At 41.9% G+C, this 15,537-nt stretch carries 13 protein-coding genes; 3 read left to right on the forward strand and 10 right to left on the reverse strand.

All coding sequences use genetic code 11. The features are described from left to right. Window positions 1-3 precede the first annotated feature (3 nt). The 4 genes from CRO16_RS09690 to CRO16_RS09705 are packed head-to-tail and all read right to left on the reverse strand — an operon-like array spanning window position 4 to window position 3,955. The gene (locus CRO16_RS09690; protein ID WP_097056178.1) at window positions 4-1,134 is read right to left on the reverse strand and encodes an aspartate aminotransferase family protein; all 1,131 of its coding nucleotides are present in this window, start codon (window positions 1,132-1,134) and stop codon (window positions 4-6) included. 9 nt (window positions 1,135-1,143) lie between these two features. Then, window positions 1,144-2,109, reverse strand: coding sequence for an N-acetyl-gamma-glutamyl-phosphate reductase (argC, locus tag CRO16_RS09695; protein WP_097056179.1), 966 nt, complete (start codon window positions 2,107-2,109; stop codon window positions 1,144-1,146). Next, window positions 2,106-3,293 carry an argininosuccinate synthase gene (locus CRO16_RS09700; RefSeq protein WP_097056180.1) on the reverse strand — a complete coding sequence of 396 codons (1,188 nt, stop codon included), beginning with the start codon at window positions 3,291-3,293 and terminating at the stop codon, window positions 2,106-2,108. The genes argC and CRO16_RS09700 overlap by 4 nt, the downstream gene beginning before the upstream one ends. Before the next feature lie 29 nt (window positions 3,294-3,322). After that, window positions 3,323-3,955, reverse strand: coding sequence for a GNAT family N-acetyltransferase (locus tag CRO16_RS09705; protein ID WP_097056181.1), 633 nt, complete (start codon window positions 3,953-3,955; stop codon window positions 3,323-3,325). A gap of 760 nt (window positions 3,956-4,715) precedes the next feature. Here CRO16_RS09705 and CRO16_RS09710 point away from each other — a divergent pair. From CRO16_RS09710 to CRO16_RS09720, 3 genes are all read left to right on the forward strand, one after another. Continuing rightward, window positions 4,716-6,464 carry a cache domain-containing protein gene (locus CRO16_RS09710; RefSeq protein ID WP_097056182.1) on the forward strand — a complete coding sequence of 583 codons (1,749 nt, stop codon included), beginning with the start codon at window positions 4,716-4,718 and terminating at the stop codon, window positions 6,462-6,464. Between the two features lie 147 nt (window positions 6,465-6,611). Continuing rightward, window positions 6,612-7,334, forward strand: a complete 723-nt coding sequence (locus CRO16_RS09715; protein WP_097056183.1) for an energy transducer TonB — start codon at window positions 6,612-6,614, stop codon at window positions 7,332-7,334. 153 nt (window positions 7,335-7,487) lie between these two features. Then, window positions 7,488-8,891, forward strand: a complete 1,404-nt coding sequence (locus CRO16_RS09720) for an aldehyde dehydrogenase family protein (protein WP_097056184.1) — start codon at window positions 7,488-7,490, stop codon at window positions 8,889-8,891. 176 nt (window positions 8,892-9,067) lie between these two features. Here the strand turns inward: CRO16_RS09720 and CRO16_RS09725 are convergent, their stop codons facing one another. From CRO16_RS09725 to CRO16_RS09750, 6 genes are all read right to left on the reverse strand, one after another. Continuing rightward, window positions 9,068-10,591, reverse strand: coding sequence for a carbon-nitrogen hydrolase family protein (locus CRO16_RS09725; protein ID WP_097056185.1), 1,524 nt, complete (start codon window positions 10,589-10,591; stop codon window positions 9,068-9,070). A gap of 247 nt (window positions 10,592-10,838) precedes the next feature. Then, window positions 10,839-11,675 (reverse strand): 5-oxoprolinase subunit C family protein, encoded by an 837-nt coding sequence (locus CRO16_RS09730; RefSeq protein WP_245858979.1) that lies wholly within the window; start codon window positions 11,673-11,675, stop codon window positions 10,839-10,841. 13 nt (window positions 11,676-11,688) lie between these two features. After that, complete coding sequence (gene pxpB, locus CRO16_RS09735; protein ID WP_097056187.1) at window positions 11,689-12,420, reverse strand: 5-oxoprolinase subunit PxpB; 732 nt, start codon at window positions 12,418-12,420, stop codon at window positions 11,689-11,691. After that, window positions 12,420-13,157: a 5-oxoprolinase subunit PxpA gene (gene pxpA, locus CRO16_RS09740; protein ID WP_097056188.1), complete on the reverse strand. Its 738-nt coding sequence runs from the start codon at window positions 13,155-13,157 to the stop codon at window positions 12,420-12,422. Before pxpA ends, pxpB begins: the two co-directional genes overlap by 1 nt. 2 nt (window positions 13,158-13,159) lie before the next feature. After that, window positions 13,160-14,383, reverse strand: coding sequence for an Nramp family divalent metal transporter (locus tag CRO16_RS09745; protein WP_097056189.1), 1,224 nt, complete (start codon window positions 14,381-14,383; stop codon window positions 13,160-13,162). Continuing rightward, window positions 14,380-15,531 (reverse strand): DUF2891 domain-containing protein, encoded by a 1,152-nt coding sequence (locus CRO16_RS09750; RefSeq protein ID WP_097056190.1) that lies wholly within the window; start codon window positions 15,529-15,531, stop codon window positions 14,380-14,382. The genes CRO16_RS09745 and CRO16_RS09750 overlap by 4 nt, the downstream gene beginning before the upstream one ends. Window positions 15,532-15,537: the final 6 nt, after the last annotated feature.

Raw genomic sequence — 15,537 nt, forward strand, 5'->3', positions numbered from 1 at the left:
CTATTAGTCGTTCAGGGCTTTTTTCAATGCCTCAAAGAACTCATCAAAATGTTCTTCTTGAATATTTAATGGTGGCAGGATCCTCAATAATTTTTTATTGGAGGCAGCACCCGTAAAAACCCGGTGTTCAAAAAGAAGTTCCTTTCTAAGGGATGCGATCTCAAAATCAAACTCCAGGCCTATCATTAGTCCCCTGCCTTTCAATTTCTTGATCTGCGGAATTTCTGCAGCCCTTTCTTTTACGTACTGAAACAACTTTTCCGCATTTTCGAGCAGGTTCTCTTCCTTTAAAATATCCAGCACTGCAATTCCGGCAGCACAGGCAAGGTGATTTCCACCAAAAGTGGTTCCCAGCAATCCATGTTTAGGCTGAATCCTAGGATTCATCAGGATCCCTCCAACAGGAAACCCATTGCCCATTCCTTTTGCTACGGAAATTATATCCGGTTTAATTCCGTGTTTCTGAAAGGCGAAAAAATCTCCTGTCCTTCCATATCCACACTGAACTTCATCGGCTATCAACAAAGCTTCATGTTTCCTACACAGATCTGAAACTGTCCGGATAAATTCCGAAGAAGCTTCTTCCAGCCCTCCTACTCCCTGGATGACCTCAAAAATAACAGCTGCGACATCCTCTTTTTGAAGTTCTTTTTCAAGCGCTTCAACATCTTCAAAAGCGAGTTTTGTCACCGAATGCTGTTGATTGAACGGTGCCTTAATCGATTCATTATCGGTTACTGCGACTACCCCTGAAGTTCTTCCGTGAAAAGCATTTTCGAAATAGATCACCCTGCTTTTACCGGTATGGAAAGACGCTAGTTTCAAAGCATTCTCATTGGCCTCGGCACCTGAATTGCACAGAAACAGTTTATATTCTGAGCATCCCGATAAGTCACCAAGCTTTTTGGCCAGTTCTTCCTGCAAGGGATTCTTTACTGAATTGGAATAAAATCCCAATTTCTCAACCTGCTCAGAAAGCGCCTTTACATATTTTGGATGCGCATGACCTACAGAGATCACTGCATGGCCCCCATAAAGATCAAGGTATTTTGTGTCGTTTTCATCATACACATAGGCTCCCTTCCCTTTTACAGGGGTAATATCATAAAGCGGATATACATCAAATAATTCCATCATTTTCTTTTAAAAATAACTGGCTTTCAACTGCAGGCCCTGGTTTTCAGGAAAGCCAAACATCAGGTTCATATTCTGAACCGCCTGGCCAGAAGCTCCTTTTAAGAGGTTATCCAGCACACTTGTGATAAGCAGCTTGTTTCCGAATTTTTGCAATCTTATAAGACATTTATTGGTGTTTACCACCTGTTTTAAATGCACTTCTCCCTCTGTTACAAAAGTAAAGGCAGCATCTTCGTAAGCTTTTTGGTAGATTTCTTTGGCTTCTTCCTGGCTCCCTTCAAAATGAGTATAAGCGGTACAATGAATTCCTCTGGAAAAATTCCCCCTGTTGGGAATAAAATTTAAAGTAGATCTAAAATCAGACTGTAATTTCTTTACGCTATGATTGATCTCTTCCAAATGCTGATGTTCAAACGCCTTGTAGGAAGAATAATTATTGTCTCTCCAGGTAAAATGTGTGGTTTCAGATAGGGAAGTTCCAGCGCCGGTTGCTCCCGTTACCGCGTTTATATGCACATCTTCCTTTAACAGGTCATTAGCTGCCAATGGCAGAATGGCCAGGCTGATCGCTGTGGCAAAACAACCGGGATTGGCTATAAATTTCGCATCGCTGATCTTTTCCCTGTTGAATTCCGGTAAGCCGTAAACGAAGGAATGGCTGTCAGCAGCTATCCTGTAATCGGTACTCAGGTCGACGATCTTTGTTTTATCTGAAAAACTATTGTCATTCAGGAATTTAACAGAATTTCCATGGCCCAGGCACAAAAAGACGACATCTGCTTCCGGATTTATTTCCCCGCTAAAAATGAGACCTGTTTCCCCTGTTAGATCCTGGTGGATCGAACTCACCGGTTTTTCCGCCTGGGATGTGCTGTATATGAAATTCAGGTTCACTTCAGGGTGTCTGAGAAGAATTCTTATAAGTTCCCCTGCCGTATAGCCGGCACCTCCTATTATTCCTGCTTCTATCATGATTCCTGTTTTACGTGTTGATAGATCTTTCCGGAATTTGAAAGTATCTTAATGAAGCCTTTGGCATCATTCGCTGTCCAGGCATTGTTCTCTTCCCCGTACTTTCCGAAGCCGCTATTCATTAGATCAAACTTTGATTCTATACCATCCAGCACGAACCTGTAAGGATGTAAGGTCAAAAATACCGTTCCGCTTACCTGTTCCTGGGAACTTTGTAGAAAGGCTTCAAAATCCCTCATTACAGGATCCAAATATAAACCTTCATGTAGGTGCATTCCATACCAGTTAGCGATGTAATCTTTATGCTGAAGCTGCCATTTGCTCAGGGTGTGTTTTTCCAGCAAATGGTGCGCTTTTATGGTAATAAGAGCGGCTGCAGCTTCAAAACCTACTCTACCCTTGATCCCAATAATGGTATCGCCCACGTGTATGTCTCTGCCAATGGCAAACTTAGACGCGATGTTTTCCAGGATCTCAATATTTTTCTCAGGGGAATTTACCGTGCCGTTTACTTCAGTAAGCTCTCCTTTATAAAAACTAAGACTAATTTGTTTAGGCTCCTGTTCCTGAAGCTGTGACGGATATGCACTTTCGGGCAAGGGTTTTTCTGAAGTAAGGGTCTCAGCTCCTCCCACACTGGTTCCCCACAGACCTTTATTGACCGAATATTTGGCCTTCTCCCAGTTCATGTCAACGCCATTGGCCGTAAGGTATTCTATCTCCTCCTGTCTGCTGAGTTTTTTGTCTCGAATGGGAGTGATGATCTCGATTTCGGGCGCAAGGGTTTGAAATATCATATCAAATCTCACCTGGTCGTTTCCGGCACCGGTGCTACCGTGCGCGATGTATTTGGCACCAATTTTCTTGGCGTGGTTCACGATCTCGATCGCCTGAATGATCCTTTCGGCACTCACCGATAATGGATAGGTGTCATTTTTCAATACGTTCCCGAAAATGAGATATTTCACCACCCTTTGGTAAAAGGAAGAAACCGCATCGATATTGGTATAAGAGGTCGCTCCTATTTTTTGAGCATTGCTCCCTATTTTTTCGATTTCTTCTGAAGAAAATCCGCCGGTGTTAACGCTCACGGCGTGCACCTCAAAATTTTCTTCTTTTGACAAATATTTGGCGCAGTAGGAAGTATCCAATCCGCCGCTATATGCTATTACTACTTTTTCCATTTTATAAAATTTTGCTTTACAAGAAGAATTTAGCTTACCGCTTTTTCCTTCTCTTTCTTGTAAAAAAGTGTTTGTTTGATATTCTTTAATCTCTTAAAAGCCTTTTCATTCAGCTTTTCTCTCTTTTCGATAGGTTTCTTTTTTGCAGGATCATACAGCATGCCGGTACACAGGCACATCTTGCGCTCGGTACGGGTGAGAATGTCAAAGTTCTTACAGGTTTGACAACCGCTCCAAAAAGTCTCATCATCGGTAAGTTCTGAGAAAGTTACCGGTTGATATCCCAGCTCGTAATTGATCTTCATGACCGCAAGCCCGGTAGTTATCCCGAAGATCTTAGAGTTGGGATACTTTTTCCTTGACAGCTCAAAAACGGCTTTTTTGATATCTTTTGCCAGTCCCTGGTTTCTATAATCAGGATGTACGATGAGCCCGGAATTGGCTACGAATTTCTCATGACTCCAGATCTCGATGTAACAGAACCCCGCGAACTTGTCCCCGTCTAAAGCAATGATCGCATTACCATTAGACATCTTTTTCAGAACGTATTCGGGGCTTCTTCGGGCAATACCCGTCCCTCGAACCTTGGCCGATTCTTCCATCGTGTTACAAATGATCTCCGCATACTTTGCATGAGACTCGTTAGCAATGACAATTTTCATATGCTAAAAATTTTTAGTGAAAAGATTAATAAAGATTTTAAAGGGGGAACTCAAAAAAGTTCCGGAAAATCAAGCGCGCACAAACGTGCGGCGGAGACCAATACGACGCCTAAAAGAATATTCAGGAGAGATCCTGAAAACAAAAACTAAAACTATGTGGAAAAAATGACTCAATATGGTAAACTCAAATAATTAAACACTGCGACGGAAAGACAAATATCCTTACCTGCGACGATTGTATAACCGGCGCCTTAAAAGCGTTCTTATTATTTGAAGTATTGAATTCACGGGGTAAAAATATATTTTATTTTAATACCAAGACAAAAACTTGTTTTAAAATTAGAAGCAGCACCTGTTAAAATATAATTATTTAAGGTTCTGATGGTTATTGACCATATTTCTAGGCATTAATATATTAGACTCGTTAGGTATTAATGATTTTCCGGGTTTTTTGTTCTCAATGCTTCTAAAAAAATGAAAAAGCCAGAACCATTGTCCCCAGATCCTTAAATGCCTGCTATAGGCTGAGAGAATAAATATTATTCCAAATTGGATTACACCACATAATCAACTGAAAATCATTATTGTACCATAATTTTATTCTTGTTTTTCATATCTTTATATAGAAGAAGAAAAAACATCTGACTTTCTTTTTCTCTTTTTAAGACGTATTAAATCTCCAAATCTTGATAAAAATTTAATGAATATTGCCTTTATCAGTGCCTTTTAGTTTCCCCTCAACGATGTAAATTTTATAGCCATGAGAAAGTGCCTTTTTTTCGGTTCTCTAATTGGAATTTTATCCTTACAGGCTCCTTTAAATGCTCAAACAAGTTTGAACCTTGGCCAAAGTTCAAAATTCTCTGCTGAAGCAAATTATTTATTACAAGACTCCTTAAAACTAATCAAAGCTCTTGTTTACGATGCTGCGGACTTAGTACGATCAAAGGGAGATGCTGCTTTTGAGGAATTTCGACAACCCGAAAGTCAATGGCGAAATGGAGAAACTTATATATTCATTCTTGATGAAAAGGGAAATATGCTGGTGCATCCGGACACGAATTTGGAAAACAAGAACCAACTAAATCTAAAGGATGTCAATGGAAGATTTATAGTCAGGGGAATTTTAGCAGCCGCAAAGGGTGGACAGGAAAAACAGGAAGGCTGGTTCCATTATCAATGGCCGGTACCGGAAGGACTGCTTCCGCGATGGAAAAGCAGCTTTGTGCAACTGGTAGAGGCACCTGACGGAAAAGAATATGTCATTGGGAGCGGTTTATATGATGATCAAATGAATAAGGAATTCGTGGTCGACTTAATAGAGACTGCAGCAAAACAGATAAAAAAGGAAGGCAGGAAAGCTTTCGATAAATTTTACGATCCTGCGGAGGTATTTCTAGTCAAGGACACTTATGTTTTTGTTTTGGATACAATGGGGATAGATCTGGTAAATCCCGCTTTTCGTAATCTGGAAGGCCGGAATCTCATAACTCAAAAGGACACTCAGGGGAAATTAGTGGTGCGTGATATGTTTAAAGCTGTTGAAAAAGACAGTACCGCCTGGATAGAATACATGTGGCCAAAGCCGGGAGATAATCTCTCTACACAAAAATCTACTTACATAAAGAAGGTACCATTAGGGAATAGTTGGGTACTCCTTGGAGCAGGTGTATATCTTGCCGATGCTCCAAAAATTAATGTAAGTAAAGAAAATATCTCTCCTTTTGACTTAAAGAATTTCGTTATTGATGCTGCGGCTAAACTTGAAAAAGAAGGGGAAGCAGCCTTCGGGGAATTTAAAATGAAGGACTGGCACTGGTTTGATGGAAAAAAATATGTTTTTGTGTGCAACCTGGACGGAAAAGTAAAATTTCATGCTGCCGATCCTACACTTGAAGGAGAAATAATTAAATACCGCGAAGATGCCCTGGGTCGTCTATACGGCAGGATGTTTCTAGAAACAGCATCGTCTGAAGCGGGACAGGGCTGGGTACATTATGTCTTTCCGGAACCAGGAGATATTTTTCCGGCCTGGAAGTCGAGTTTTATTAAAAGGGTAACCTTTCCTTCAGGAGAGGAGCACCTTGTAGGCAGCGGAATTTATAATATGGAAATGGATGAATTTCTCATTGAAGAAATGGTCTACCAGGCTGCCGCTTTGGTTCAGAAGGAAGGACGGGAAGCTTTTGAAAAACTAAGAGATAAAAAAGGGCCCTTTTATTTCATGGACACCTATGTTTTTGTCTTAAGTCCGGACGGTACAGAATTGGTGAATCCTGCCCAACCTTCTCTTGAAAGAAAAAATCTTATTGACATGAAAGACCTTAACGGAAAATATGTCGTGAAGGAAGAACTCGCTTTAGCCTTAGATCACGGGAGTGGCTGGTTAGAAACCTCATGGTTTAGGCCCGGCACCAACACCCCTTCTCCTAAAATGACTTTTGTAAAAAGGGTTAAATTCCGGGGAGAGACTTTCATTGTGGGATCCGGTTATTATCCAACAAAATAACGATCATTTCCCCGATCTTTTCAGAATAAAACAGGTACCGACATTGCATTCCTGAAAAAGCCAAAAATATCTTGTCCAGATTTCCGGAGATGTTTAAGTTGCGCTGCTGTAACTGGTGTAGTATTTTAGCTACTTATTACTCTTTTCATGAAAAAACTTTTATTCTTTAGTTTCCTTATTTCTTCGACCTTTTCTTTCTCTCAGGATACCATTTACCTCGATTCAGATTATAAAGAAGTCCTACCGGTAAATGCGGTTTACTTTCAGGTAGAAGACCGCACAGCTCCAGGAAAACAGGACCTGTTGACCAGCCTCTTTCGTATTAATGGAGAAATTATGAAACAGCGATCCTTTTTGGAAAAAGGTAAAAAAACCATCCTTCACGGACTCCAAAAAACCTGGTATGATAACGGGCAACTTTTCTACCAGGAAACATATAAAAATGGCAAAAGACACGGAGATCTCATGGCCTATTGGGAAGACAGTAGCAGGAGACGACATGACACTTTCAAAAATGGCAAATTAAAATCAGGAAAAATATGGAATAGAAAGGGGCAGGAAGAGGAACATTATCCCGTGATGATCTCTGCTGAATTTCCCGGAGGTCAAAAAGGTATTGCAGATTATCTGAGAAAAAGTCTCCCTATTCCTGAAACTCAGAAATCCGGAACCGAAGTTCGCCTATTGGTGAGAATACGTATTGGCAAAGATGGATTTATAGACCAAATTGACATTATTGAAGGGGCACCCCAATGGTATAATGCAGTAACGACCAATGCTCTTCTCAATATGCCTCAATGGAAACCGGGATATTTCATGGGTGATCCTGTGAATGTATGGTACACCTTACCGGTAACTTTCCGAAAGTAAAATCTTGCTCTACCTTTTAACGATTCAAATCTACCACTGTTTTCCTCTACTTCGGGGAACAAAATTAAAAAATCGGTAAAAGTGGAAAACATTTTCCTAACCTGTGGGTAGCCTTTTATTGGCAATATAAAATATTGTATTTTGTAAAGAAAAATGGCCGAAGCGCTATCCATTCATTCTGAAGTCGATATTTCGAAATTATTATCCTCTCAAATAGCCTTTTTTGAGGCAGGTAATAGTTTAGATGTTGCTGAAAGAATATCGAAGCTCAGGAAGCTCAAAACTATCATTGAAGAAAAAGAAGAAGAAATTTCTGCCGCGCTTTTTGCCGACTTCCGCAAGCCAGAATTTGAAACCTACGCTACGGAGACCGCACTTATTTTAAGCGAGCTTAAGTTCACTATCAAAAAATTGAAGAAGTGGGCAAAGCCAAAAAAGGTTAAAAGCACCTTCCTCAACTTTCCTTCCAAAGATTATATCTATCCTCAGCCATATGGAAATGTGCTGGTGCTGGCACCGTGGAATTATCCTTTTCAGCTGAGTGTTTCTCCTGCTATAGGGGCTTTGGCTGCGGGGAATACAGTAATCCTCAAACCAAGCGAATACGCGCCCGCCACTTCTCAATTAACCAAAGAGATCTTTGCTGAAGTCTATACAGAAGAGGAAGTAGCAGTTATATTGGGCGGCGTAGCAATCTCTGAAGAACTGCTGAAGCTCAAGTGGGATTATGTCTTCTTCACCGGAAGCGTTCCGGTAGGCAGAATCGTAGCAAAAGCCATTGCACCTCATCTCACCCCTGCTACCCTGGAACTTGGAGGTAAGAATCCATGCATTATTCACAGCTCGGCAAAAATCGACCTGGCAGCAAAAAGGATCGTATGGGGTAAGTTCATCAACGCCGGACAAACCTGCATCTCCCCCGATTATATCCTCATCGATAAAAAGAAGAAAACCGAATTTACAGAGGCTGTAAAAAAGGAAATAAAAGCTGCTTTTGGAGAGGATCCACGGAATTCATCCGATTATGCCCGAATCATCAATAAGAAGAACTTTGAACGGCTTCAGGCGATGTTACAGGAGCAAACGATCATCACAGGAGGTGAGACTGCCCCTGATGACAATTACATCGCTCCTACGCTCTTAAATGAACCTTCTTTGGATGCTGAAGTGATGCAGGATGAAATTTTTGGTCCCATTCTTCCGGTGCTCACTTTTTCAGATGAAACGGAAATAGAAAAGATCATCTGTCACTACCCCGACCCTCTTGCCCTATATGTTTTTGCTGAAGACAAGGATTTTTCAGAAAAGATCCTTCAAAAATATCGTTTTGGAGGGGGTGCTTCCAACGATGTGGTGGTGCACATAGCGAATAAGAATCTGCCGTTTGGCGGCGTGGGTAGCAGCGGCTATGGTGGATACCATGGCAAATTTTCCTTTGACACATTTACACATAAAAAAAGCATCAGCAAACGAGCCACCTGGATAGATATTCCGCTTCGGTATGCACCATACACTGGAAAACTCCCTCTTATTAAAAAAGTGATGAAAAGACTTTAAAAAAGGTTTTATAAGCTTTCTTATATTTTCAGCTTTAAACAAAGAAGTTTAGCGCATATCTATAAATATTTTAGAATTGAAAGTTGTAAATCAGGTTCAATTCCCGCTGAGTAGAAACTAAAAAAGCCGGATCAACAGAATTTCTGTTGATTCGGCTTTTACATTTTAATCTATAACTATTTTTTAAGCTTAAGAGAATAAAGGTCTTTTCGACGGTCCTTCAGGTTTCTTACGCTTCCAAAGTTGTGCAGCTCCTTTAGCAGATCAAGATCCACATCAACAAGCAGGGTGCTTTCGGTATTGGGAGTAGCTTCAGCCTTAATTCCGTTCACCGGAAATGAAAAATCGGAAGGCGTGAAAACTGCACTCTGGGCATACTGAATATCCATATTGTTCACCTTCGGCAAATTCCCGACAGATCCTGCAATAGCCACGTAACATTCATTTTCGATCGCACGACTCATGGCACATAACCTAACTCTGGAATATCCGTTTTGAGTATCGGTCATAAAAGGGACAAAAAGAATGTTCATGCCTTGTTCGGCCAGGATCCTTCCCAGTTCCGGGAATTCCACGTCATAACATATAAGCACTCCAATTTTTCCGCAGTCGGTATCAAAGGTCTTCACCTGGCTTCCGCCTTTCATACCCCAGGCAGAACCTTCGGCCGGGGTGATGTGCAGCTTTTCATAGCGTTCGTAACTTCCGTCACGACGACACAGGTAACCTACATTATACATGTGTTCCCCAATGATCTGCGGCATGCTGCCGGTAATGATATTGATGTTATAGGTGATCGCAAAATCCACGAAAGTTTCCAGCAGCCTGTCAGTATAAGAAGCGAGGGAGCGAATAGCTTCAGCTTCGTTGAGATGGTTGTATTCAGCCATTAAAGGCGCGTTGAAGAGCTCCGGAAACAGGATAAAATCACTCTGGTAATCGCTTACGGCATCTACAAAGAATTCTATCTGGGACACCAGGGCATCAAAATCCCTGAACAAACGCATTTGCCACTGCACCAGCCCCAGCCTTACCACAGTTTTAGCGGTATTGATAAGCTTATCCGGTTTGGTGTAGTAGATATTATTCCACTCCATGAGCGTAGCAAACTCCTTACTTTCATGATCACCCGGCAGGTAACCTTTAATCACCTTTTTTACGTGGAAATCATTCGAAAGCTGAAATGAAAGCACGGGATCATGGATCTCCTTTACCTTTACCTTTTCGATATATTGTTTTGGCGTAAGTTCTTCGGCATATTCAGCATAATTGGGAATTCGACCCCCAAAAACTATAGATTTCAGGTTGAGTTGTTCGCATAGTTCTTTACGCGCTTCATACAACCTTCTACCCAGCCTCATTCCGCGGAATTCAGGATGTATAAAGACATCAATTCCATAAAGCACATCCCCGGTCTTGGTATGTGTGGAGAAATTTTCACCACCTGTGATCTGCTCATAAGTATGATTATCATCGAATTTGTGATAATCCACAATGATCGATAACGCGCACCCGGCGATCTTCTCATTGATCACAATACAGAACTGCCCGTCGGGGAATTTTTTGATAAGGTTCTTGATCTCCCGTTCACTCCAGTATTCATTAGCAAGAGCATCATAGCTCTCGATCATGGAGATCTTAAGTTCCTTATAATCCTTTACACTTAAATTTCTTAATTCAATTTTCGCAGAATCTATCACTTACAATTTTTTTACAAAGATATTCCTTTCCCTGCAGCTATTAAAATTATCTGCATCAGGCCCTAAAAGGATAATTTTTAAAGACCTTTTTTATTTTGATAAGACCGTCAAAAACCCTAATTTAATACATCAATTTTTATTCTTTAAAATTTTGAAAGAAAGGATGTCATTCAAAAGATGTTTCACGATGTAGGGGAGTGAGGCCATCTTGTTGTCTGACATCTTTTTTTTATTTTACCCGTTTGACTTACAGGTAATTTACAAGTTTTATATAAAGTTCTTCTCCAGGTAATTTTTGCGCTAAAATATCCATTCCTTCTTCAGTTATTTGCAGGATCCTGGGGTATCCACCGGTGGTTTGACCATCTCTCATTAAAGAAATCATGACGCCCGAAGGAGTTAGCTGAACGGTACCCGGGAGTACAGGTCCTGTGATGATAGGCGCTAATGAATTCTGAAGCTTCTCTTGGAACCTGATCCCCATTCGATCGCTATCCTTTCCTACTGAAAAGTGCCCTTTTCTAAGCCTCTCTTTTTCTGAAGCTGAAAGCAATTCAAATTCAGGCCCGGGAAAAGCTTCAATGACTTCTGAAGTCAAATAAGCATCAGATCTAACCGTCGAAAATTTTTCTGAAGCTGAAATATCACCCTTCAAAAACGGGATTTCCATTCCCTTTTCCATTCGGTGATGCGGGGTGACCCCTTTGCACCAGGATCGGCTTTTTAAAATCTTAGGGCTTTGAAAACCATTTTTTATCCCCACATATGCTCTAAAGCCTGATATCCTGCCGCCAAACTTCAACACCTGTCCCTCTTTGACAGGCACGGTGTGATTATTAAAAAGCTTTTCCCCATCAAGTACAGGAGAAAGATCTGCTCCCGTAACTACAATTTCAGCAGCTTCCTGAAACATCAGCACCGGCCCCTGTAGAGTGATCTCAAGAACTGCAGCGTTTGGTTCATTTTGCAGCAGTAGATTAGCCATACCTGCAGCTCTTTGATCCATCGCACCACTTAGCGGCACCCCATATTTTCTGAAGCCAAACCTCCCCAGATCCTGGATACTGGAATATAGACCAGGCATTAAAACTTCTATTTTAGCCATCGTATTCCTCCTTCCGGAATTTGAATTCTCCTTTCTCCACCACTTCCAAAATCTCCTGATGTTCTTCCAGACTCACCTCATAGAACCTCATCTTATCTCCCGCCTTGATCTCACAGGGAGGATCTAAATAAGGATCAAAAAGCGGCACCGGGGAATTCCCTATAATATTCCAGCCGCCCGGACTTTTTTGAGGGTAAATCCCGGTCTGTTTTTCACCTATTCCCACAGCACCTTTCGGCACCTCGAGGCGGGGATGTTCCCGGCGTGAAAAATGGAGCTCTTCCGGCAGGCCTCCCAGGTATAAAAATCCGGGTAAAAATCCGGTGAAATAGACAGTATATAAAGCCGTAGAATGAAGGCCAATTATTTCCCTAATTTGAAGCTCCTTTGCTTGAGAAATTTCCTGAAGATCAATACCAAATTTTTGATCATAACAAACAGGAATATGGAACAGGTGAGATTTAAAATTATCTTGTATCTTCGTCCGCTCCAACTCCTCTTTTAGCTGCAAAAAGCCATCATAGGTAATTTCTATAGCAGTGTTATAAGTTATTAATAATGAATTGTATGTGTTGATTACCTCAACCCCTTCTTTAAGTATTTTTTCCTGAAGTATTTTTTGATAAGCCAGCACTTTTTTAAGCACTTTTTCACTGATCTCCGGCTCAAACTGAAGCAGAATTGCCCGCTCCCCCATCCTGGATATCTTTGGAAATTCCTGCATTACCCTCTTGAAATTTTTACATTTTTGGCACCCAATTCCGTATGTAAATATTGAAGAATTTCTACCGAATTCGGCGTGTCACTGTGAAGACAAAATGTAGTGGCCCCGGTGTCAATTTTTTGACCTTTTTGTGTAGTTATTTTTTCCTCAAAAATCATGGAGAAAAGATGCTTTAAAACATCCTCTTTTTGGGTGATCAAAGCATTAGCTTCCTTCCTGGAAACAAGGCTTCCGTCATGGTTATAATTGCGGTCGGCAAAAGCTTCAAATCGAACTTTCAGTTTCCCTTCAGCAAGATGGCTTATCACAGAGTTTTCCGGAGCATATAATACCAGCTCATCTCCAAATTCAAGAATAGATTCGATAATGATCCCTGCAACGCGCCGATCTTTTTGTGCCTCATTGTAGAGAGCTCCGTGCGGTTTGACATGGGTAAGGATTGCACCTTCAGCTTCAGTGATATGCTTAAGGCTTAAGATCTGGGCAACCAGAGACCGTTTTAGCTCCTTGTCGCTCATTTGAACAGAACTCCTTCCGAAGTTCTCTTTATCGGGATAAGAAGGGTGCGCGCCTATCTCCACCCCGTGCTCCATAGCGAGATCTACGGTGTGCTGCATGGTTTCTAAAGTTCCTGCATGTCCGCCGCAGGCAATGTTGCATGCCGAAATAAGAGGCATAAGCTCCTGGTCATGCTCCCCTCCTTCTCCCAGGTCGCAGTTGATGTGAATAGTTTTCATAGCTATAAATTCTGAAGTACTGTAAATACAGACCTGGCTCCAAGGAAGATCGTGATCCCTATCACCAGGAAAGCTGCAATATTGAGCTTTATTGAATTTTTCGAGTGGCCCATTAAAGAAGACCTGTTCACGATCCAGAGCAGAAAAACCGCAACTACAGGTAAAAGAATTCCGTTCGCTACCTGCGCAAACCTGATGATCTCCACCGGCTGAAACCCAACAGACGAAAAGATCATTCCCAGCACTAAAATTCCCGCCCAAACCAGCCTGAACTTTCCTGAAGTTAAGTCTTTTTTCCAACCCATACAACCGCTTACCACGTATGCTGCGGCCAACGGAGCAGTTATAGCCGATGATATTCCTGCAGCAAATAATCCTAAAGCGAGGAACCATGTGGCAAAGCGGCCAAAAACAGGTTCCAGCCCTGCAGCAAGATCGGCGGCAGTAGTAACATTAGTTACGCCAGAGGCTGCAGCAGTTACAACAATGGCCATGGAAACAACTCCTCCAAGGCTAATGCTCCAAAAAAGCTCTTTTTGAGCCATTTTAAGAGATGCTTTTCCTTTCCACTTTTCAGAGACCAGGGAAGCATGCAAGAACAAATTATAAGGCACAACAGTGGTTCCTATGAGGGCCATGACAGTTAATAATCCCGCAGAACCTTTGGACGGAATAAATAATCCTTTCAAAAGAGCAGAAAGATCGGGTTTTGTAAGGACAGCGGTGACCAGAAAAGAAATGCTCATGACAGCAACCAGGCCTATAAATGCCCTTTCCAGCACCTTATAATTTCCTATTGCAAGTAAAGCAAAGGCAATAAAGCCAATCACCAGACTCCATAGGTTTAAAGAAACAAATCCGAAATCAAGCAGATAAGAGGGCACAATGGCAGAAATTCCCAACACAGCACCCGAAATGTTGCCCGCTTCATAAGCGGCATTCCCAAATACGATAGCCGAAAAGATCAACAGGATCGCAAAATTCCGAAAAAGCGGACTTGCGATCTCTTCCCTGATCACCTCGCTAAGGCCTTTTTGAGTTACCAGCCCTACCCTGGCCGCCATTTCCTGAAGAATTATACATGCGATCACCGACAACAGCAGGGCCCAAAGCAAAGAAAAACCGAATTCTACCCCCGCCAGGGTACATACCGTCACGGTGCCCGGACCTATGAATGCTGCTGAAACCAGAACTCCCGGCCCTAAATTCTTCAGCCAGTTTTTCACTTTTCCTTATTGCTTTCCTGAATAGCGTATAATGCAAAGGAACCAAGCCAATGGCCGCCTTCATAAGAATCCCCTACTAAATTTGGAAAGGAATAAGCCACATGTTCATCTGCGAGTTCCCGCAGGTGATCGTAAGTATCGGGATATTGATTTGAAAGCCCATAGAGTACCCATGCACGGCTAAAGTTGAGACCATCCAAATGCACCAGTTTTCCGTCTGTACGATCTGTAACTTCGGCTACTTCCAGGGAAAAGTCTTTCTTTTTAAGCTGAGGCAGGAAATCGTTCATCCACATTTTAAAGGCATTTTTACTGAGCACCCGGCGCATGATGTCGATCTCAGAAAAACAGGGAGAAAGAAAGTCAAAACCTCCCGGTTCCCAGCTCACAGGGCAGTTATCGTCATTGATGTAATAATCTCTCGCTCTTTTATCGATCAACATCCTCAATTCTTCATTTTCGGTAGTTACAGCATAATCGTGAGCCAGAGCAAGTGCAAAGGCTGTATTGGTATGTTCTCCCACACGAATAGGATAATTGAGCTTGGGAAGAAACTCCTTGAATTTTTCAACCATAAGGTTGGTAAGCGGCTGCAGATTCTCACTCAGCTCCTGTCCCAGGGGATCTTCCCAGGTTTCAAGCTCTTCAGCCAGTTTTAAAACCCATGCCCAGCCATAGGTACGCTCAAAAGTGCTTTCCTGTTCTCTGCTGAAGTATTTTACTTCGGCCTCAATATTTTCTTTTGAAAGAGAAGTTTTAAGCTTTTCTCTTATTTCCTCGGCTTTTTTAAGATCGGGAAACTGTTTTAGAAGGCTTACAAGAGACCAATGGCCATGGACTGAAGAATGCCAGTCAAAACATCCGTAAAAGGCAGGGTGCAGCTCCTTTGGCTCCCCAAGATCTTCGGCGCCGGACAAAGTCTGGTTAAGTTTATTCGGATACTCGACGTTAATACAATTAAGCGGAAGTTCTGCCAGTTTATTGGCTTCCTCCAGAGTGAGTCCTATGGTTGCCGGTCTTTCCAAAATTGCTACAGCTTCATCTACAAGGGTGGAATCCTGTTCCACACCAATTTCTCCCGGGGTTTCATCATTTCCTTTACAACTAATTATTGCCATGGCGGCAATTACAATGGTCATTTTTCTCATAACATT

The organism is Salinimicrobium sediminis (genome assembly GCF_900215295.1).
Classification (GTDB): Bacteria; Bacteroidota; Bacteroidia; order Flavobacteriales; family Flavobacteriaceae; genus Salinimicrobium; species Salinimicrobium sediminis.